This is a genomic window from Streptomyces pyxinae, from assembly GCF_024756275.1.
In the GTDB taxonomy this organism is placed as follows: domain Bacteria; phylum Actinomycetota; class Actinomycetes; order Streptomycetales; family Streptomycetaceae; genus Streptomyces; species Streptomyces pyxinae.
In genome coordinates, this window is record NZ_JANUGQ010000018.1 from 38,747 (window position 1) to 57,595 (window position 18,849).

Sequence of the window (18,849 nt, forward strand, 5' to 3'; positions counted from 1 at the left end):
AACACCGGCCGGCAGGCCGGGCCGCGCGGCCGGAACCCACCGGCCGCGCGAGCGGGGCACCACTCACGCCCGGGGCCCGCACGGCCGGGGCGTCGACCACCGGCCACGCGAACGGGACATGACCGGTTCACCGGCCACGACCGGTTCACCGGCCAGGAACGAGGGGGAACGATGAACAGCGCCGGGAACGGCGGCGGTACGACGGGTGACCGCGGCCGGCGGTACCGGGCGGGAGCCCGTACGGCGGCGGTCGGCGGTGTCGTCCTGGTGGCGGGGCTGCTCCCCGGTGCCGGCGCCGATGCCGGAGCGGCCGGGGCCGGCGGGGAGCAGGCGGTGGAGCGGGAGTTCGCCTACCGCTGCCGGCTGCCCGGCGGTGAACACCCGGCCACGGTGGCGGTCACCGCCGCGCTGCCCCGGGAGACCACCGCCGGGCAGCCGGTCCGCGCGGAGCGGGTCGCGGTGGCACTGCGGCTGCCGGAGGAGGCGGCCGCGGAGCTGCGGGCGCTCGGCGCGGCCGAAGCGGCGGGCGCGGCCCGGCTGACCACCCGGGTCACCCAGGACGGGCAGGCGGCGGAGACGGAGTGGGCCCAACTCGCCGTCCCCGACACCGCGATCCCCCCGGCCGGCGGCCTCACCCTGACCGCCTCGGGCGCCGTACCGGCGGTGACCCCCAGGACCGGCGGCCCGCTGAGCCTCGCCACCGGTGCGCTCTCCCTGGACCTGCTGCCGCGCTCCGTGGACGGCGCCGCCACCGACCCGTCCGCACTGCCGGTGGCCTGCGCCCCGGCGCCGGACCAGGACACCACGCTGGCGACCGTCGCCGTACGGCCCCGCCCGGGGCCGGCCGGTCCCTCCGCGCCCCCCACGGCCGACCCGCCGGCCGGCTCGGCACAGGGCCCCCGGCCCGCGCCGGCCCCCACCGGCGGCACCGGTCCGGGACGGCCGGCCGGCGGCCAGGAGACCGGCGGAACGCCCGGGAGACCCCCGGCGGCCGGCCCGGGCACGGGCGGAGGACAGGGCGCCGGGAACGACGGGCCGGACGCCCGGAAAACCGGCCGGGCGGTGGCCGACTGCGTGGAAAACCCCCCGGTGAAACAGGACCCGAAACCCAGTCACGGGTATCTCGCCGGATTTTCCAACGTCCGCAAACTGAAGGCCGCCATGTTCATCAAGGACCCGGGGCTGATGCGGGTCAATATGGCGAAGGCGACCCAGGTCTACCAGTGCCCGCGCACCGACGGACTGCTATTCACCATGTACAGCGACGGCACCTTCGATTACCGGGGCAAGCCGCAATTGCCGCCCGTCCGCTCCACGTTCCTCACCTTCGGATTCATGCCGACCACCGCCACGGCGGAACTGACCCTGAAGGGCCGGCTGGAGATCGCCACCGGCAGCTATTTCTCGCCGTCCGGGCAGTTCTCCGAGGTCACCGAGGCGACCGGAGACGTGTCGATCAGGCTCTCCGGCGTCCGGGTCAACGGCACCCCGCTCGACGTGGGACCCGCCTGCCGCACCGCCCGTCCCATGCGTCTCACCCTGCGGGGGCAGGGCTGGTACGACACCGAGGGCGAGCCGCACGGCTACACCGTGGTCACCGGCGGGCCGCTCACCGGTACCGCGACCATCCCCGAGTTCAGCGGCTGCGGGGCCACCGAGGACCTGGACCGGATCTTCACCGCCGCGCTCTCCGGGCCCGGCAACTTCGTCAAGATGACCCAGGGAGTGCTGTGTTCGCCCGGCCAGCCCGAGTTCTGCCCCGACCCGCCCCGACCGAAGCCCGAACGATGACCCGGGTGGTGACCCGGCCGGCGGCCCCCGGCGGTGGCGCGGAGTTCGCGCACCGGAGCACAAAGTCCCGGGAGCTCCTTGTCACCGGATGACAAGGAAACCGGGGTGGCCGGCGCGGTCCGCACCACCCGCCGCAGAACGCTTGTCCACGGCCGGTGACCGAACGTACCGTGCGCGCGCCGGTGGACCTTCGCCCGTGCCCGCACCCCAGGTGCCGGCACCTCAGCTTTTCGTCAGCGCCTCGGCCCGGCACGCCCCGGCGTGCGGGGCGGAACAGCCTCCGGGAGTCGCGGTGGGAACAGAAGTGGTGGTCGAGGGACTGACCAAGTCCTTCGGCGGACAGAACATCTGGCAGGACGTGACCCTGACGCTGCCCGCCGGCGAGGTGAGCGTGATGCTGGGGCCCTCGGGCACCGGCAAGACCGTGTTTCTGAAGTCCCTCGTCGGACTGCTCAAACCGGAGCGCGGCCGGGTCCTGGTCGACGGCGTCGACATGATCAACAGCCCCGAGCGGGACATCTACGCGGTCCGCAGGCTCTTCGGGCTGATGTTCCAGGACGGGGCCCTCTTCGGCTCGATGAGCCTCTACGACAACATCGCCTTCCCGCTCCGGGAGCACACCCGCAAGAAAGAGGGCGAGATCCGCCGGATCGTGCTGGAGCGGATGGAGATGGTCGGTCTGCTCGGCGCCGAGTCGCGGCTGCCCGGGGAGATCTCCGGCGGGATGCGCAAGCGCGCCGGGCTGGCCAGGGCGCTGGTGCTGGACCCGCAGATCATCCTCATCGACGAACCCGACTCCGGGCTCGATCCGGTCCGGACGGCCTTCATCTCCCAGCTGCTCATCGACCTCAACGCCCAGATCGACGCCACCATGCTGATCGTCACCCACAATCTGGACATCGCCTCGACGGTCCCGGACAACATGGGCATGCTCTACCGGCGCAACCTGGTCACCTTCGGCCCGCGCGAGGTCCTGCTCACCAGTGACGAACCGGTGGTGGCGCAATTCCTCAGCGGGCGGCGCGAGGGGCCGATCGGGATGTCGGAGGAGAAGGACGCCGCCACCCTCGCCCAGGAGCGGCACGTCGCGCCCGCCCCCGCGCCCCGGGTGCTCGCGCCGCAGCTCCAGCCCTCGCCGGGGCTGCCGGAGCGGGCGGCGGTGGAGCGCCGGCGCGCCCGGGTGCTCGCCATGCTCGCCGACCTCCCGGAGCCGGCCCGCGCGGCGATCCTCCAGGGCCAGGGCGAGAACTGGGGCCATGGCCAGGGCCACGGCCAGGGCGCGGGCCAGGACCACGACCGGGGGCGCGGCGAGGACGCGGGCCAGGACCACGACCGGGGGCACGGGGAGCGCGAGGGCCAGGACCAGAGCCGGAGCCGGCGGCACGCGCCGGCCGGTGGCGGAGGCGCCCTGTGACCGCCGAGCTGCCCGTGCGGCCCGAGCGCACCGCCACCACCCGCCCGGCGACCCCGCCAGGCCCCGGTTCCGAGCCCGGTCCCGGATCGGGTCCCGGATCCGGTCCCGGCCGCCGCCGGGGCGGGCGCGGACCGGGTCGGCCCGGGCGGAGGGGCGGCCGGCTGCTCGCCCCGCTGCGCGAGACCGGCCGGCTCTTCACCCTGGCCGCCACCGTCACCCGGGAGACCTTCCGGAGGCCGTTCCAACTCCGCGAGTTCATCGAGCAGTTCTGGTTCATCGCCAGTGTGACCATCCTGCCCGCCGCCCTGGTGTCCATCCCGTTCGGCGCCGTCATCGCGCTCCAAGTGGGTTCGCTCACCCAGCAGCTGGGCGCCCAGTCGTTCACCGGCGGCGCCAGTGTGCTCGCCGTCGTCCAGCAGGCCAGCCCGCTCATCGTGGCGCTGCTGATCTCCGGGGCCGGCGGCTCCGCCATCTGCGCCGACCTCGGTTCCCGGAAGATCCGCGAGGAGCTGGACGCCATGGAGGTGATGGGGGTCTCGCCCGTCCAGCGCCTGGTCGTCCCGCGGGTCCTCGCCACCATGCTGGTAGCCGTGCTGCTCAACGGGCTGGTCTCGGTGGTCGGCACCCTGGGCGGCTACTTCTTCAATGTCATCCTCCAGGACGGCACCCCCGGCGCCTACCTCGCCAGCTTCTCCGCCCTCGCCCAGCTTCCCGACCTCTGGATCAGCGAGATCAAGGCGCTGATCTTCGGCTTCCTCGCCGGGATCGTCGCCGCGCACCGGGGACTGAACCCGCGCGGCGGACCGAAGGGAGTCGGTGACGCCGTCAACCAGTCCGTCGTCATCACCTTCCTCCTGCTCTTCTTCGTCAACATGGTCCTCACCGCGATCTACCTCCAGATCGTGCCCGCGAAGGGGGCCTGAGATGGCGTCCCCGAAGGGAGACTGAGATGGCCTCCCCGCTCACCTGGCTCGACCGCTCCGGCGATCAACTGCTCTTCTACGCACGGGCGCTGCTCTGGATCCCGCGCACCCTGCGCCGCTATCTGCGGGAGGTGCAGCGGCTGCTCGCCGAGGTGGCGTTCGGCAGCGGCGGGCTCGGCGTCATCGGCGGCACCATCGGCGTGATGATCGCGATGACCCTGTTCACCGGCACCGTCGTCGGGCTCCAGGGATACGCGGCCCTCGACCAGATCGGCACCTCCGCCTTCACCGGCTTCGTCTCCGCCTACTTCAACACCCGGGAGATCGCCCCGCTCGTCGCCGGACTGGCCCTCTCCGCCACCGTCGGCGCGGGCTTCACCGCCCAGCTCGGCGCGATGCGGATCAACGAGGAGGTGGACGCGCTGGAGGCGATGGGCGTCCGCTCGCTGCCGTATCTGGTCACCACCCGGATCATCGCCGGAGTGGTGGCGATCATCCCGCTCTACGCCATCGGGCTGCTCTCCTCCTATGTCGCCTCCCGCGCGGTCACCGTCCTCTTCAAAGGGCAGTCGGCCGGCACCTACGACCACTACTTCAATCTCTTCCTCTCCCCGGACGACGTGCTGCTCTCCGTCCTCAAGGTGCTGATCTTCAGTGTGATGGTGATCCTCGCCCACTGCTACTACGGCTTCCGCGCCGAGGGCGGTCCGGCGGGTGTCGGGGTCGCGGTGGGCCGCTCGGTGCGGAACGCGATCGTGCTCATCAGTGTCACCGACTTCTTTCTGTCGCTCGCCATCTGGGGCGCGACCACGACCGTGAAGGTGGCCGGATGATGGCCGGGGCCCCGACCGTCCGCCGGCGGCTCGCCGGGGTGGTGTTCCTGCTCGTGCCCTGTCTGCTGGCCTGGCTGGCGGTGGCGGTGTACGGCAAGGAGTTCAGCCGCGACGCCACCGTCACCGTGCTCACCGGCAGCGCGGGCAACGAGATGCACCGGGGCGCCGAGGTGAAGCTGCGCGGGGTGGTCGTCGGCGAGGTGCGGAAGATCGAGTCCGACGGCTCCGGCGCCCGGCTCACCCTGGCCGTCGCCCCGGACCGGCTGGCCCGGATACCCGCCGGGGTCACCGCCCAGATGCTGCCCACCACCCTCTTCGGGGAGCGGTTCGTCGCCCTGGTCCCGCCGGCCGGCGACCCCACCGGGCCCGCGCTGGCGGCCGGTGCCGTCATCCCCCGGAACCGGTCCGCCAACGCCGTCGAGCTGGAACAGGTCCTGGACCGGGTGCTGCCCCTGCTCACCGCCGTCCGGCCGGAGAAGCTCTCCGCCACCCTCACCGCCGTCGCCGGCGCCCTCCGGGGCCGGGGCGACCAGCTCGGCCGCACCCTGGTCACCCTGGACGCCCACCTCGCCCGGCTCAATCCCCAACTCCCCACCCTCAACCGGGACATCAACCGTCTGGTCCGGGTCAGCCACGCCTATGCCGACGCCGCCCCCGGCATCCTGGACGCGCTCACCGACCTCACCACCACCAGTACCACCCTGGCGGACGAACAGGCCCGGCTGGCCGAGCTGTACGGCTCCGCCACCACGGCCGCCCGGGACCTCACCGGCTTCCTCCGGCGCAACCAGGACACCCTGATCCGGCTCTCGGCCGTCTCCCGGCCCACCCTGGAGACGCTGGCCCGGCACTCGGGGGCGTACCCCTGCACCCTGCGCACCCTGGCCGGATTCGTCCCCGCCATGGACAAGGCGCTCGGCAAGGGCACCGACCGACCCGGTCTGCACATCACCCTCCGCACCGTCCCCTCGCTCGGCCGGTACGTGCCCGGCGAGGACACTCCCGGGTACGGCACCGGCGGTGCCACCGCCCACTGCTACGCCGTCCCCTACACCGGCGCCGCGGCCCCCGCCCGGACCGCCGCCGGGGCCCCGCCCGCGCCCGACGCCCCGGGACTCGGGCTGCCCAACTCGCCGCAGGAGAACCAGCTCGTCAATGAACTGCTCGCCCCCGGCCTGCGGGCCGCGCCCGGCACCCTGCCCGACTGGAGCTCCGTGCTCACCGGTCCCGCCTTCCGGGGAGCGGAGGTGACCCTGCGATGACCCTCCCTCCGAACACTCCCGGGAAGACCTCCGCGACCGCCTCCACGACCTCCGCGAAGACCTCCGCGCGAAGGACTCTCTTCCGGAGACCCGGCCGGAGCCGGGCCGGGAGCACCGCGCCCCCGCCCGGAGCCCGCCGCCGCTCGCTCGCCGGGCCGCTGCTCAAGTCGCTGGTGTTCGTGGTGGTCACCGTGGTCGCCACCACCGTGCTGGCCTTCTCGGTCGCCAACAAGGGCGTCGGGGACACCGTGTCGTACCGCGCCCGCTTCACCGACGTCACCGGCCTGGTCGCCGGGGACAGTGTGCGCATCGCCGGGGTGAAGGTCGGCCAGGTGGAATCCGTCCGGGTCGCCGAACGGCGGGTGGCCGAAGTGCGGTTCGCCGTCCGGAAGGGCCGTACCCTCCCCGCCTCGGCCACCGCCGCCATCAAGTACCTCAACATGGTCGGCCAGCGCTACATCGACCTGGACCGGGGGCCGGGACCGGTCGGCGGCACCCTGCCCGCCGGGGCGCTCATCCCACTGGAGCGCACCACCCCGGCGCTCGACCTCACCCAGCTCTTCAACGGCTTCCAGCCGCTCTTCGAGGGCCTGTCCCCGAAAGAGGTCAACGGGCTCGCCGGCTCGCTGGTGCAGGTGCTCCAGGGCGACGGCGGAACGGTGGACTCGCTGCTCCGCCACATCGGGTCACTGACCGGCACGGTCGCCGCCAAGGACCGGGTGATCGGGGAAGTCGTCAAGAACCTCAACACCGTCCTCGCCACCGTCAACACCCGGGAGGCCGGTTTCAACGAACTCGTCGTCACCCTCCAGAAGCTGGTCACGGGCTTCGCCACCGACCGCGCCCCGCTCGGCCGGGCCGTCGCCGCCCTGGGGGAACTCACCACCAGCACCGCCGGACTGCTGGCGGACGGCCGGGCCCCGCTCAAGCAGGACATCCGGGAACTGGGCCGGCTCTCCGGCCAACTGGGCGCCGCCACTCCGCAGATCGAGAACTTCCTGCGCAGGACGCCGGAGAAGATGACGGCCGTCGGCCGGCTCGCCTCCTACGGCTCCTGGCTCAACCTCTATCTCTGCGAGGCCCGGGTCACCGGCGTCACCACCACCGACGGCTCCCCGCCGCCCACCGGCGTGGCGATCACGGAATCGAGGTGCCGCGCATGACCCGCCGCCCGCTCTTCCGCCCCGTACGGGAACGCGACCCGGTCGCCGTCGGCCTCGTCGGCCTGCTCCTCCTCGCCCTCGTCGCGTTCGGCGCCTACCGGGCCGACGCGTTCGGCGGCGGCACCGGCTACACCGCCGACTTCACCGAGGCCGCCGGGCTCGACACGGGCGACGAGGTACGGATCGCCGGGGTGAAGGTCGGGGAAGTGACCGGCGTCCGGCTCGACGGGGCCAAGGTCGCCGTCTCCTTCGAGGTGGACGAGGACACCTGGGTCGGGGACACCAGCACCGCCGCCATCGCCGTCAAGACCCTGCTGGGCGAGAAGTATCTGGCGCTCGACCCGCTCGGCGCCCGCGCCCAGCCGCCCGGCACCCGCATCCCGGCCACCCGCACCACCTCCCCGTACGACGTCACCCAGGCCCTGACCGGACTGGGCCGGACCATCGACGCGCTCGACACCGAGCGGCTCGCCGCCAGTTTCGATGCCCTCTCCGCCACCTTCGCCGACGCCGCCCCCGATGTGCGCAGCGCCGCCACCGGACTCGCCGCGCTCTCCCGTACGGTCTCCTCCCGCGACGCCCAGCTCGTCCGGCTGCTGGCCGAGACCCGCAAGGTCACCAGCACCCTGGCCGGCCGGAACGACAACGTCGAGGCCCTGCTGCGGGACGGCGACCTGCTGCTCGGTGAGATCCAAGCCCGCAGGGACGCCATCCATCTGCTCCTCACCGGCGCCCGCGACCTGGGCACCCACCTCACCGGCGTGGTCCGGGACAACGACCGGCAGCTGAAGCCGGCGCTCGACGCGCTGAGCCGGGTCACCGGGGTGCTGCTGAAGAACCGCACCGGACTCGACCGAACCCTCGCCCTCGCCGGCCCCTACTACCGGCTGCTCGGCAACACCCTGGGCAACGGCCGCTGGCTGGACACCTATGTCTGCGGCCTGGTGCCCCGCGACTACCTGGCCCCCGGCACACCCCCGTCCACCGGCTGCATGCCACCGAAACCCACCGGAGGCGCCCGGTGAACGCCCGTACGAGGACAGCCCCGTGCCCGGTCAGCCACCGAGGCCCCCGGGTGCCCTCCCGCCGGACCACCGGAGGCGCCCGGTGAACGCCCGTCGTGCTCTGGCCCTCGCCGCCGGGCTCGCCGTGGTCGCGGTCGCCGGCGGCTCCGGGGTCATGGCCCTGGACGAGTCCGGCACCACCCGGATCACCGCCCGCTTCGACCGGGCCGTCGGCGTCTACGAGGGCTCCGACCTGCGGGTGCTCGGGGTGAAGGTCGGCACCGTCGGCCCGGTCCGCCCCGCCGGCAAGGAGGTCGAGGTCACCCTGCTGCTCGACGCCGACGTACCGGTCCCGGCCGGCGCCCACGCGGTCGTCGTCGCGCCCAGTGTGGTCTCCGACCGGTACATCCAGCTGGCCCCCGCCTACACCGGTGGGCCCCGCATCCGGCCGGGCGCCGTCCTCCCCGCCGCCCGGAACGCCACCCCCATGGAGATCGACCAGCTCTACGCCTCCCTCACCGAGCTGAGCGAGGCCCTCGGCCCGGACGGCGCCAACGCGCGCGGCGCCCTCGCCCGGCTGCTGGACACCGGAGCCGCCAACCTCAAAGGCAACGGCAAGGCGATCGGGGACTCCATCGAGGAGTTCGGCAAAGCGGCCAAGACCCTCAACCGCGGCAGCGACGACCTCTTCGCCACCATCGCCTCGCTCCAGTCCTTCACCACCATGCTCAAGAACAACGACGGCGGAGTCCGCCGGGCCGAGCGCCAACTCGCGTCGGTCACCGGCTTCCTCGCCGCCGACCGGGAGAACCTCGCCGCCGCCCTCCGGGAACTCGGCACCGCGCTGGCCCAGGTGAAGACCTTCATCGCCGAGAACCGGGGCGCCCTCAAACAGAACGTGGACATCCTGAAGCCGCTCACCGAGACCCTGGTCGCCCAACGGGCCTCACTGGCCGAGGCGCTGGACACCGCGCCGCTCGCCGCGGGCAACGCGCTCAAGGCGTACGACCCCGCCCACCGCACCCTCAACGGCCGCGCCGACATCAACGAACTCAGCCCGAAGGAGGGGGCCTCGGGCCCGGCCGGACTGGTGCCGGTCGGCCCCGAGCGGCGCAGGGCCCTGCCCGCCCTGCCGCTGCCGGCCGTCGGCACGGTCTACGGCAGCCCGGAGAAGGGGGCGTCCCGGTGAGTACCACGAGAAACCGCACCGGCCGGCCGCCCCTGACATCCCACTCGGACCGCCGCCACCGGGCCGCCGCGCTTCCGGGCGCCCTGGCGCTCACCGTCGCCCTGGCCCTGACCGCCTCCGGCTGCGACGCCCCGGACTGGGAGCTGTCCGGCATCGAGCAACTCCCGCTGCCCGGCGGCGCGGACCTCGGGGACGACCCGTACGAGATCACCGCCGAGTTCACCGATGTGCTCAGCCTGGTCCCGCAGTCGGCGGTCAAGGTGAACGATGTCGCGGTGGGCCGGGTGACCCGCGTCAACCTGGCGGAGGACGACTGGACGGCCCGGGTCACCATGCGGATCAACCGCGGGGTACGGCTGCCCGCCGACGCCGTCGCCCGGCTGGAACAGTCCAGCCTGCTGGGCGAGAAGTACATCCAGCTCGCCGCCCCCGAGCCCCGCCCGGACACCGCCCGGCCCGCCCCGGGCGCCCGGCCGGCCGGAGCCGCGCACCCCGTGGCCGCCCCGGCCGGGCCGCTCACCGACGGGGCGCACATCCCGGTCGAGCGCACCAACCGGAACCCGGAGGTGGAGGAGGTCTTCGGCGCCCTCTCCCTGCTGCTCAACGGCGGTGGCATCGCCCAGATCAAGACCATCACCACCGAGCTGGGCCGGGCGCTCGGCGGCAACGAGCCCGAGGCGCGCTCCCTGTTGCGGCGGCTCAACACCCTGGTGACCAGCCTGGACGGCAACAAGGCGGCCATCACGGCGGCTCTGGACGGCGTCAACCGGCTCTCCGCCACCCTCGCCACCCGCCGGCAGTCCATCTCCACGGTGCTCACCGGTCTCAGCCCCGGCCTGAAGGCGCTGGAACGGCAGCGCACCGCACTGCTCACCATGCTCCGCTCCCTGGACACCCTCTCCGCCGTGGCCGTCACCACCGTCGACAAGAGCAAGGACGATGTGATCGCGGACCTCAAGGCCCTCACCCCCACCCTGCGCGCGCTGGCCGACTCCGGCCGGGCACTGCCCGATTCGCTCCAGGTGCTGCTCACCTACCCGTTCACCGACGAGGTGCTGCGCGGGGTGCGGGGCGACTACCTCAACGTCTATCTGGACATCGCCGCGGTGCCCGGCACCGAGATCGTCCCCGCTCTCACCCCACCGGACGAGAACCCGCCACCGGCAGAGGACACACCCCCGGCCCAGGACACACCCCCGGGCGGGAACCCGCCGCAGGGGCAGGGCGCTGCCCCGCCCCAGGGCACCGCCCAGGGCCGGAGCACCACCCCGGGCGAGGGCGGGGCACGCCGGTCCGGGACGGCACCGCTCCCGCTCCCGTTCCCGTCGGCCGGGAGGGCGGGATGATCACCCTCGCCATCCGGCTGAAGAATCTGGTCTTCCTGGTCGTCGCCGTGCTCGTCCTCGGTTTTCTCGGTGTCCGGTACGCCGATCTCGGCCACTGGGCCGGCCTCCGCGACTACTACACCGTGCGTGTCCGTCTCCCCGCCACCGGCGGTCTCTTCACCCACGCCAATGTCACCTACCGGGGGGTCTCGGTGGGCCGGGTCGGACCCATCGGGCTGACCGGGGACGGGGTGGAGGCCGAGCTGCGCATCAAGGAGTCGGCCCCGCCGATCCCCGCCGACCTCCAGGCCGTCGTGGCCGGTCTGTCGGCCGTCGGCGAGCAGTACATCGATCTGCGGCCGGCCTCCGCCGACGGGCCGTACCTCCGGGACGGTTCGGTGGTCGACCGGGCCGACACCCGGATCCCGGCGCCGGTCACCACCGTGCTGAGCGGGGTGGACCGGCTCGCCGCGTCGGTGGACACCGAGTCACTGCGCACCGTCGTGGACGAACTGGGCACGGCGCTGAGCGGCCGGGGCGACGACCTCCAGGCCCTGCTGGACGCGAGCGACCGGTTCGTGGCCGCCGCCGACCGGGCGCTGCCGGCCACCACCCGGCTGCTGGTGGACGGTGAGACCGTACTGCGCACCCAGGCCGAGGAGGCCGAGTCGCTGACCTCCTTCGCCTCCGGCGCCTCCCGGCTCGCCGCCACCCTCAAGGCGTCCGACCGGGACCTGCGGAAGCTGATCGCGACGGCGCCCGGGGCGGCGGGCCAGGTGAGCGGATTGCTGAAGGACCTCGACCCGGCCTTCGGCGTGGTGCTGGCCAATCTGCTCACCACCTCGGAGGTGGCCGTGACCCGGCAGCGGGGCATCGACGAGTTCCTGGTGACCATGCCCGCCCTCGCCGCCGCCGGCGCGACCGCCGTCACCGGGAAGGGCGCCACCATGGGCATGTCGCTGACCTTCTTCGCGCCGCTGCCCTGCACCGCCGGGTACGGCGGGACGACCTACCGCAACGGCCTGGACCTCTCGCCGCCGCCGCCCCTGAACACCGGCGCCCGCTGCACCACCGCCCCGTCGAGCGGGGTCGACGTCCGGGGCTCGGCCAACGCCCCGCGCGGCGGGCCGGTCCCGGAACCGGCCCGCCCCGGCGGCTCCGGAGCCGGCCGGTGAGGCGGTACGGGCGGCCCGGCCGGCGCTCCGGGCCGGTGGGGTACGGCTGGTGGGCGGCGCTCGCGGTCGCGGCGGTCTGCTGCGGGCTCGCCGGCTGGGCCTGCGCCCGGGCGGCGGCCGACCCGGACCGCGCCCGGGCCCGGGAGCGCGCCGACGCGCTGGCCGCCGGCCGGCTCCACCTCGCCCGGCTGAGCAGCGCGGACCCGGCCCGCCCCGGCGCCGCCCGGGCGGAGTGGCTGGACGCCTCGGCCGGGCCGCTCCGTGCCCGGCTGGCGACGGCCGCCCCGGAAGCCCGGATCCCGGCCCGGGCGACCGTCACGGACGCCGCGCTCACGGCCCTCGACACCCGGGCGGGCACGGCCACCCTGATCGCCACGGTCCAGGTGGTGCTGACCCCCGGGACGGGCCGGCCCACGACCGACCGCCGGCGGCTGGAAGCCGGCCTCACCCGCACCCCGGAGGGCTGGCGGGTCTCCCGGCTCGCCGCAGTCCCGGTGGCCGGGACGGGAGGCGGACCGGGCGGCGAGAACGGCCGGACCGAACCGGACCGCGAAGGGGGCCCGGAATGAGCGTGGGCGCGGCGCCGTCCGCCGCGTCCCCCGTACCCGGCGCCCCGCCCGCCGACCCGGCCGGGCCGGCCCCCGGGTCCGCCGCGCGCCGGCCGCGCGCCGCCCGGACCCTGCTCGCCCTGGCGACCGCCGGGTTACTGCTCGCCGCCGCCGGACTCCTCGTACGAGCCGGCCAGTTGGCGGACGCCCCGGCCGCCGGTGACCGGGCCCTCGCGGACGGACCGGCGACCGCCCGGGTGACCGAGGAGGTCGGGGAAGCGCTGCGCCGGGTCTTCTCGTATCGCCCGGACGACACCGCCGCCACCCGGGAGGCCGCGCGCACCCTGCTGGCCGGCCGGGCCGCCCGGCAGTACGCGCTCCTCTTCGGTGGCCTCGAACAGCAGGCCGCCGCACAGAAGTTGACCCTCACCACCCGGGTCGTACGGGCCGGTGTCGTCCGGCTCACCGACCACGAGGCCCGGCTTCTGGTCTTTCTGGACCAGGTCGCGGTACGCGCCGGCGGACCCGCCACCACGGTCGCCGCCCAGCTCTCGGTGACCGCCGCACGAGAGGAGGACGGCCGGTGGCGGATCACCGAACTGGGCGCCCGGTAGGCGGGGTCGGGCCGACGAGAGCCCGGACGCACGGAGTAACCCACGACGTCACCCGCGAAGTCACCCACGGAGGAAGGCGGCCACCGAATGACACGCACGGTACGGAATCCCCTGCTGCTCACGGCGGCCGGTCTCGCCCTGCTCGCCGCCGGGGGAGCCGGCTGGGGCGGCTGGTCCTGGTACACGGCGGCCCATGACGAGGCGGCCGCCCACTCGGTGACCCGGGACGAGGTGCTGGCGGCGGGGGAGCAGGCCGTGCAGAACATGAACACCCTGGACCACCGGGACGTGGCGGCCGGGCTGAGGGCCTGGCAGCAATCGTCCACCGGTGAGCTGCTCAAACAACTCACCGACGGGCGGGACCGGTTCGAGCGGCAGATTCGCGAGGCGAAGACGGTGACCACCGCCAAGGTGCTCTCCGGCGCGGTCACCGAGCTGGACACCCGGGCCGGCCGGGCCAGTGTGATGGTCGCCCTCCGGGTCACGGTGACACCGCCGAAGGGGAAACCGGCCGCCAAGGAGAGCCGGATGCTCGGTGAGCTGACCCGGACCCCTGGGGGCTGGAAGCTCAGCGCCCTCGGCCAGGCCCCGGTCGGCACCACGGCGACCGGCTGAACACCACGGTCACGGCCCGGACATCACGGCGACCGGCTGAACGGCACGCCGACGGACCGGACACCGCACAACTGACACAGCACAACTGACACAGCGCAACTGACACCGCACGAAGGACACCGTACAAAGGACGGAGAGGACCCGCGAGATGTCGACCACCCGCCACCTCATCAACCGGCGGAGACGGCTGGCCACGGTCACCGCGTCCCGCACCGGCCCCTCGCCCCTCGCCGCGCCGCCCGGGGCGGACCGGCGCGTCCCGGCCGGGAGACCGGCGCGGCGCCGCCGGGCCACCGGAACCGAGGAGCCGGCCACCGCCGAGACGCCCCGGCGCCGGCACCTGGTCCTTCCGGTCGCCCTCGGCGTGGCCACCGTACTGCTGGGCGCCTTCGCGAGCTGGGCGGCGACCGAGGCGGCGGCCCTCCGGGACCGGCCGGCGGTCCGGAACACCGCGCTCACCGACGCCGCCCGGACCAGCGAGGCGAAGGGCGAGATCACCAAGGCGGTCAACGCGCTCTTCTCGTACAACTACGCCGCCCCGGCCGCCACCGACGCGGCGATCCGGGACCGTCTCACCGGCCCGGCGGTCGCCCAGCACCGGGCCCTGCTCGCCCCGGTACGGCAGCAGGCCGCCGCCCAGAAGCTGCTGCTCACCACCACCGTCACCCAGAGCGGAGTGGAGCTGATCGACGGCGACCGGGCGCGGCTGCTGATCTACGCGGACCAGACCAACACCCGTACGGCCGCCGCCAAGGACGGCACCACCCACGGCGCCGCGATGTTCGCGGTGGACGCGGTGCGCGGGGACGGCACCTGGCGGATCGCCGCCATCGACACCTGGGGAGCGGGCGCATGAGAACGACCGGGGCCGAACAAATCGCGGAACACACCACGCACACCGAGCACACCGGCCAAACCGAGCACACCAGGCGCAGGAGCGGCGTCCGCGCCCGCCGGGGACTGGGCGGTACGGCGGCGGCGCTTGCGGTCATGGCGGCGCTCACCGCCTCCCAGGCGCCCGGAGTGCCGCGTACCGGCGTCCCCCCGGCGGCTCCGGCGGGCCCGACCGTCCCGGCGGAACCGGTGGCGCGCGCGGACCGGCCCCCGGCCCCCGCCGCACCCACGCCCGGGGACGGCGCCTACCACACCGAACTGCCGCCCGCCCCCGACGTGCCGTCGCTCGCCGAGGCCCTGGCGCTCGCTTTGGCCGGGGCGACCGGCCCCGGGGCGCCCGCCGGCCCCGTTCCCCTCGGCCCGGCCGCCGGCCCGGGCCCCGGAGCCGTACCGGCCGTCCGGATCACCGCCCAGTCGGGCATCCCCGCGACCGTGCTCACCGCCTACCGCCGGGCCGAGGCGTCCCTGGCGCGCACCGACCCGGGGTGCCGGCTGCCCTGGCAACTGCTCGCCGCGATCGGCCGGGTCGAGTCAGGGCAGGCGAACGGCGGCCGGGTGGACGCCCGGGGCACGGCGCTGACCCCGATCCTCGGCCCGGTCCTGAACGGCGCCGGATTCGCCCGGATCACCGACACCGACGGCGGCCGGTACGACGGCGACCCCCGTTACGACCGGGCGGTCGGGCCGATGCAGTTCATCCCGTCCACCTGGGCGCGCTGGGGCGCCGACGGCAACGGCGACGGCCGCCGTGACCCGCAGAACGTCCATGACGCCGCCCTCGCCGCCGGCCACTACCTCTGCGCCGGGGCGCGGAACCTGACGGCCGGGGCCGATCTGGACCGGGCGATCCTCGCCTACAACCACTCGGACGCCTATCTGCGCACCGTGCTCTCCTGGCTCGCCTTCTACCGGAACGGCGTCCACCCGGTGCCGGACGGCACCGGAGTGCTGCCGGCCGGTCCCGCCACACGCCCCGCCACCCGCCCGGCCGGTGCTCCGGCCCCCCGGCCGGACGACCGCCCGGCGCCGGGGCCCGCGCCCGCTCCCAGCCGGCCCGCCCCGGCCCCGGCCACCGGCCCCGGTGGCCCCGTCAGGCCGGACCCCTCCCGGCCCGCTCCCGTACCCACCCGTCCGGCGCCGTCTCCGACCACTCCGCCCCCCACGCCCACGCAGCCGGCGCCGCCCACCCGCACGCCGGAACCCCCCCCGCCCACTCCCACCCCCGAGCCCACGCCGACCACCCCGGCTCCGCCCACCACTCCCACTCCGGATCCCACAACGCCGGTCCCGGCTCCCGATCCCACCCCGGATCCGGTTCCCACCCCCGAGGCGGACCAGGCGCCGGGGCCGCAGGCGATACCGGCCCCCGGCCGGCCGTCAGCCACTCCCTGACAGCACCTCCGCCAGGTCGTACGACACCGGTTCCGCCAGCTGGCCGTAGCCGCAGCTCTCCGGGGTGCGGTCCGGGCGCCAGCGGCGGAACTGGGCGGTGTGCCGGAACCGGTCGCCCTCCATGTGGTCGTACCCGACCTCGCACACCCGCTCCGGCCGCAGCGCCACCCAGGACAGGTCCTTCTTGCCCGTCCAGCGGCTCGGCGCGCCGGGCAGCCGGGAGGTCTCGTGGGCGGTCTCGTCGGCCCAGCGGGCCCAGGGATGGCCGGCGGGCGGGTCCATCCGCAGCGGCTCCAGCTCCTCGACCAGCTCGGCCCGGCGCCGCGCGGTGAACGCGGCGCACACTCCCACGTGCTGGAGCGTGCCCCGGTCGTCGTGGAGACCGAGGAGCAGGGAGCCGACGACCGGGCCGCTCTTGTGGAAGCGGTAGCCGGCCACCACCACATCGGCGGTGCGCTCGTGCTTGATCTTGTACATCAGCCGGGTGTCCGGCCGGTAGGGGAGGTCCAGCGGCTTGGCCACCACCCCGTCGAGTCCGGCCCCCTCGTACCGCTCGAACCACTCCTCGGCCACCTCGACGTCGGTGGTGGCGGGCGCGAGGTGGACCGGGGCCCCGACGCCCGCCAGCATCCGTTCCAGTGCCGTCCGCCGCTCGACGAGCGGGGTGTCCAGCAGCGAGTCGTCGCCCAGGGCCAGCAGATCGAAGGCGATGAACCGGGCGGGGGTCCGCTCCGCCAGCATCGCCACCCGGGAGGCCGCCGGGTGGATCCGTTCGCTGAGCCGGTCGAAGTCCAGCCGGCCGTCGTGGGCGATCACGATCTCGCCGTCCACCACGCAGCGCGCGGGCAGCCGCTCCGCCAGCGCCGCGACCAGTTCGGGAAAGTACCGGGTGAGGGGCTTGCCGGTACGGCTGCCGAGCTCCAGCTCGGGGCCGTCCCGGTGCACGATCGCGCGGAAGCCGTCCCACTTGGCCTCGTACTGCATACCGGGAGGGATCTTCTTCACGGACTTGGCGAGCATCGGCTTCACGGGGGGCATCACCGGCAGGTCCATGCCCCGATTCTGCCCACACGGGACATTCGACACCATTCACGGAGGTGAGTGCCGATATGCGGGTGGCGGCGGCCCGGCCTACGGTGACGGTTATGGCGAAGGCGTCGAACGCGGTGGAGCTGGAGGCCGGCGGGCGGACCGTACGGCTGTCCAATCCGGACAAGGTGTACTTTCCGGAGCGCGGTTTCACCAAGCTGGACGTGGCCCGCTACTTCCTCGCCGTGGGCCCCGGCATCGTCCGGGCGCTGCGGGATCGCCCGACCACCATGGAGCGGTTCGTGGACGGGGTGGAGGGCGAATCCTTCTTCCAGAAGCGCGCACCGAAGAATCTCCCGGAGTGGATTCCCACCGCGCACATCACTTTCCCCAGCGGCCGGTACGCCGACGAGATCCGTCCCACCGAGATCGCCACCGTCGTCTGGGCGGCCAACCTCGGCACCCTCACCTTCCACCCCTGGCCGGTACGCGGGGACCGCACCGACCACCCCGACGAACTCCGCGTCGACCTGGACCCGCAGCCCGGGACCGGCTTCGCGGAGGCGGTGGCCGCCGCCCATGAACTGCGCGCCCTGCTGGAGGAGTACGGGCTGCGCGGCTGGCTCAAGACCTCCGGCGGCCGGGGGCTGCACGTCTTCGTGCCGATCGAGCCGCGCTGGGAGTTCACCGGCGTCCGCCGGGCCGCCATCGCCGTGGGCCGGGAGCTGGAGCGGCGGATGCCCGGCCGGGTCACCACGGCCTGGTGGAAGGAGGAGCGCGGCGAGCGGATCTTCGTGGACTACAACCAGACCGCCCGGGACCGGACCATCGCCTCCGCCTACTCGATCCGGCCCCGTCCGCACGCCCCCGTCTCCGCGCCGCTGCTCTGGGAAGAGCTGGACGGTGTGGACCCCCGCGACTTCGACCTGGCCACCATGCCGGTGCGGTTCGCGGAGCGCGGTGACGTCCACGCCGACATGGAGGACCACGCCTTCGGGCTGGAGAGCCTGCTGGAGCTGGCCGCCCGGGACGAGCGCGACCACGGTCTCGGTGATCTGCCCTATCCGCCGGACTACCCGAAGATGCCGGGCGAGCCCAAGCGGGTGCAGCCCAGCCGCGCCCGCCGCGCGGAGTGACCCCGGGCCCGTACGGGACACGCCCCGCGTCCCCAACCCTTTGCCGCCCACCCGGTGCGCCGCCATGCTGACCGGGTGGGCGCCTCCGTGCCGGGGCGCCGCCTCGTTCGTGTTGACGAGGCGTTGAGGGATTGTTTATCCCCGCCGGGCACCGTGGGGCACATGCCGAAGAACCTCACCGTCCTGACCGACCACGACCTCTCCTGGCAGGAGACCGCCCTCTGCGCCCAGACCGGGGCCGAGTTCTTCTTCCCGGAGCCGGGCTCCTCCACCCGGGACGCCAAGCGGCTCTGCGCCGCCTGCGAGGGACGGGTGGCCTGCCTGGAGTACGCGCTCACGCACGACGAGCGGTTCGGCGTGTGGGGCGGGCTGTCGGAACAGGAGCGGTCCGAGCTCAGACTGCGGCGCGCCGGCCGCTGACCGCCCGGGGGGCCCCGGCCCCCGGCTTCCGTCCCGTACCGCGGACACCCGTCCCGGCCGTCTTCCGGCCGGCCTCGGAGGGCGCCCGCGTGGTGCGGACCGCCGCGGTACGCCGTGCCGGA

17 protein-coding genes and 1 pseudogene are annotated in these 18,849 nt (G+C 74.5%); 17 read left to right on the forward strand and 1 reads right to left on the reverse strand.

What is annotated here, in order from left to right:
• The first annotated feature begins 171 nt into the window (after window positions 1-171).
• From NX801_RS20345 to NX801_RS20415, 15 genes and pseudogenes are all read left to right on the forward strand, one after another.
• On the forward strand, window positions 172-1,791 hold the full coding sequence (locus tag NX801_RS20345; RefSeq protein WP_258789229.1) for a DUF6801 domain-containing protein: 1,620 nt from the start codon (window positions 172-174) through the stop codon (window positions 1,789-1,791).
• A gap of 292 nt (window positions 1,792-2,083) precedes the next feature.
• Window positions 2,084-3,019 (forward strand): annotated as a pseudogene (locus tag NX801_RS20350) (ABC transporter ATP-binding protein); the annotation flags it as partial.
• A gap of 182 nt (window positions 3,020-3,201) precedes the next feature.
• On the forward strand, window positions 3,202-4,128 hold the full coding sequence (locus NX801_RS20355) for an MlaE family ABC transporter permease (protein WP_258789230.1): 927 nt from the start codon (window positions 3,202-3,204) through the stop codon (window positions 4,126-4,128).
• Between the two features lie 26 nt (window positions 4,129-4,154).
• Window positions 4,155-4,961 carry an MlaE family ABC transporter permease gene (locus NX801_RS20360; protein ID WP_258789231.1) on the forward strand — a complete coding sequence of 269 codons (807 nt, stop codon included), beginning with the start codon at window positions 4,155-4,157 and terminating at the stop codon, window positions 4,959-4,961.
• Window positions 4,958-6,223 carry an MCE family protein gene (locus NX801_RS20365; RefSeq protein ID WP_258789232.1) on the forward strand — a complete coding sequence of 422 codons (1,266 nt, stop codon included), beginning with the start codon at window positions 4,958-4,960 and terminating at the stop codon, window positions 6,221-6,223. The genes NX801_RS20360 and NX801_RS20365 overlap by 4 nt, the downstream gene beginning before the upstream one ends.
• Entirely contained in the window at window positions 6,220-7,386 is a 1,167-nt protein-coding gene (locus NX801_RS20370; RefSeq protein ID WP_258789233.1) for an MCE family protein, read from the forward strand. Before NX801_RS20365 ends, NX801_RS20370 begins: the two co-directional genes overlap by 4 nt.
• Complete coding sequence (locus NX801_RS20375) at window positions 7,383-8,411, forward strand: MCE family protein (RefSeq protein WP_258789234.1); 1,029 nt, start codon at window positions 7,383-7,385, stop codon at window positions 8,409-8,411. Before NX801_RS20370 ends, NX801_RS20375 begins: the two co-directional genes overlap by 4 nt.
• 82 nt (window positions 8,412-8,493) lie before the next feature.
• Entirely contained in the window at window positions 8,494-9,579 is a 1,086-nt protein-coding gene (locus tag NX801_RS20380) for an MCE family protein (RefSeq protein WP_258789235.1), read from the forward strand.
• Between the two features lie 32 nt (window positions 9,580-9,611).
• Window positions 9,612-10,925: an MlaD family protein gene (locus tag NX801_RS20385; protein WP_428986188.1), complete on the forward strand. Its 1,314-nt coding sequence runs from the start codon at window positions 9,612-9,614 to the stop codon at window positions 10,923-10,925.
• Entirely contained in the window at window positions 10,922-12,079 is a 1,158-nt protein-coding gene (locus tag NX801_RS20390) for an MCE family protein (RefSeq protein ID WP_258789236.1), read from the forward strand. The genes NX801_RS20385 and NX801_RS20390 overlap by 4 nt, the downstream gene beginning before the upstream one ends.
• Complete coding sequence (locus tag NX801_RS20395; protein ID WP_258789237.1) at window positions 12,076-12,648, forward strand: hypothetical protein; 573 nt, start codon at window positions 12,076-12,078, stop codon at window positions 12,646-12,648. Before NX801_RS20390 ends, NX801_RS20395 begins: the two co-directional genes overlap by 4 nt.
• Entirely contained in the window at window positions 12,645-13,241 is a 597-nt protein-coding gene (locus tag NX801_RS20400; protein WP_258789238.1) for a hypothetical protein, read from the forward strand. The genes NX801_RS20395 and NX801_RS20400 overlap by 4 nt, the downstream gene beginning before the upstream one ends.
• An 87-nt stretch (window positions 13,242-13,328) precedes the next feature.
• The gene (locus tag NX801_RS20405) at window positions 13,329-13,856 is read left to right on the forward strand and encodes a hypothetical protein (RefSeq protein ID WP_258789239.1); all 528 of its coding nucleotides are present in this window, start codon (window positions 13,329-13,331) and stop codon (window positions 13,854-13,856) included.
• Window positions 13,857-14,004: 148 nt separating this feature from the next.
• Window positions 14,005-14,712: a hypothetical protein gene (locus NX801_RS20410; protein WP_258789240.1), complete on the forward strand. Its 708-nt coding sequence runs from the start codon at window positions 14,005-14,007 to the stop codon at window positions 14,710-14,712.
• A gap of 134 nt (window positions 14,713-14,846) precedes the next feature.
• Window positions 14,847-16,142, forward strand: coding sequence for a lytic transglycosylase domain-containing protein (locus tag NX801_RS20415; RefSeq protein WP_258789323.1), 1,296 nt, complete (start codon window positions 14,847-14,849; stop codon window positions 16,140-16,142).
• On the opposite strand, the gene NX801_RS20420 is transcribed toward NX801_RS20415, so the two are convergent.
• Window positions 16,128-17,195 carry an ATP-dependent DNA ligase gene (locus NX801_RS20420; RefSeq protein WP_258789241.1) on the reverse strand — a complete coding sequence of 356 codons (1,068 nt, stop codon included), beginning with the start codon at window positions 17,193-17,195 and terminating at the stop codon, window positions 16,128-16,130. The genes NX801_RS20415 and NX801_RS20420 overlap by 15 nt on opposite strands.
• 92 nt (window positions 17,196-17,287) lie before the next feature.
• On the opposite strand from NX801_RS20420, the gene ligD reads away from it, so the two are divergent.
• Both ligD and NX801_RS20430 read left to right on the forward strand, forming a co-directional pair.
• Window positions 17,288-18,307 (forward strand): non-homologous end-joining DNA ligase, encoded by a 1,020-nt coding sequence (gene ligD, locus NX801_RS20425; protein WP_258789242.1) that lies wholly within the window; start codon window positions 17,288-17,290, stop codon window positions 18,305-18,307.
• Window positions 18,308-18,469: 162 nt separating this feature from the next.
• Window positions 18,470-18,727: a WhiB family transcriptional regulator gene (locus NX801_RS20430; protein WP_258789243.1), complete on the forward strand. Its 258-nt coding sequence runs from the start codon at window positions 18,470-18,472 to the stop codon at window positions 18,725-18,727.
• Window positions 18,728-18,849: the final 122 nt, after the last annotated feature.

Excerpts from the sequence above, each read along its gene's own strand:
- NX801_RS20400 (WP_258789238.1), top strand. The coding sequence starts at position 12,645 with ATGAGCGTGGGCGCGGCGCCGTCCGCCGCGTCCCCCGTACCCGGCGCC.
- NX801_RS20360 (WP_258789231.1), top strand. The coding sequence starts at position 4,155 with ATGGCCTCCCCGCTCACCTGGCTCGACCGCTCCGGCGATCAACTGCTC.
- NX801_RS20345 (WP_258789229.1), top strand. The coding sequence starts at position 172 with ATGAACAGCGCCGGGAACGGCGGCGGTACGACGGGTGACCGCGGCCGG.
- NX801_RS20405 (WP_258789239.1), top strand. The coding sequence starts at position 13,329 with ATGACACGCACGGTACGGAATCCCCTGCTGCTCACGGCGGCCGGTCTC.
- NX801_RS20410 (WP_258789240.1), top strand. The coding sequence starts at position 14,005 with ATGTCGACCACCCGCCACCTCATCAACCGGCGGAGACGGCTGGCCACG.
- NX801_RS20375 (WP_258789234.1), top strand. The coding sequence starts at position 7,383 with ATGACCCGCCGCCCGCTCTTCCGCCCCGTACGGGAACGCGACCCGGTC.
- NX801_RS20390 (WP_258789236.1), top strand. The coding sequence starts at position 10,922 with ATGATCACCCTCGCCATCCGGCTGAAGAATCTGGTCTTCCTGGTCGTC.
- NX801_RS20370 (WP_258789233.1), top strand. The coding sequence starts at position 6,220 with ATGACCCTCCCTCCGAACACTCCCGGGAAGACCTCCGCGACCGCCTCC.
- NX801_RS20420 (WP_258789241.1), bottom strand. The coding sequence starts at position 17,195 with ATGGACCTGCCGGTGATGCCCCCCGTGAAGCCGATGCTCGCCAAGTCC.
- NX801_RS20430 (WP_258789243.1), top strand. The coding sequence starts at position 18,470 with ATGCCGAAGAACCTCACCGTCCTGACCGACCACGACCTCTCCTGGCAG.
- NX801_RS20365 (WP_258789232.1), top strand. The coding sequence starts at position 4,958 with ATGATGGCCGGGGCCCCGACCGTCCGCCGGCGGCTCGCCGGGGTGGTG.
- NX801_RS20415 (WP_258789323.1), top strand. The coding sequence starts at position 14,847 with ATGGCGGCGCTCACCGCCTCCCAGGCGCCCGGAGTGCCGCGTACCGGC.
- ligD (WP_258789242.1), top strand. The coding sequence starts at position 17,288 with ATGGCGAAGGCGTCGAACGCGGTGGAGCTGGAGGCCGGCGGGCGGACC.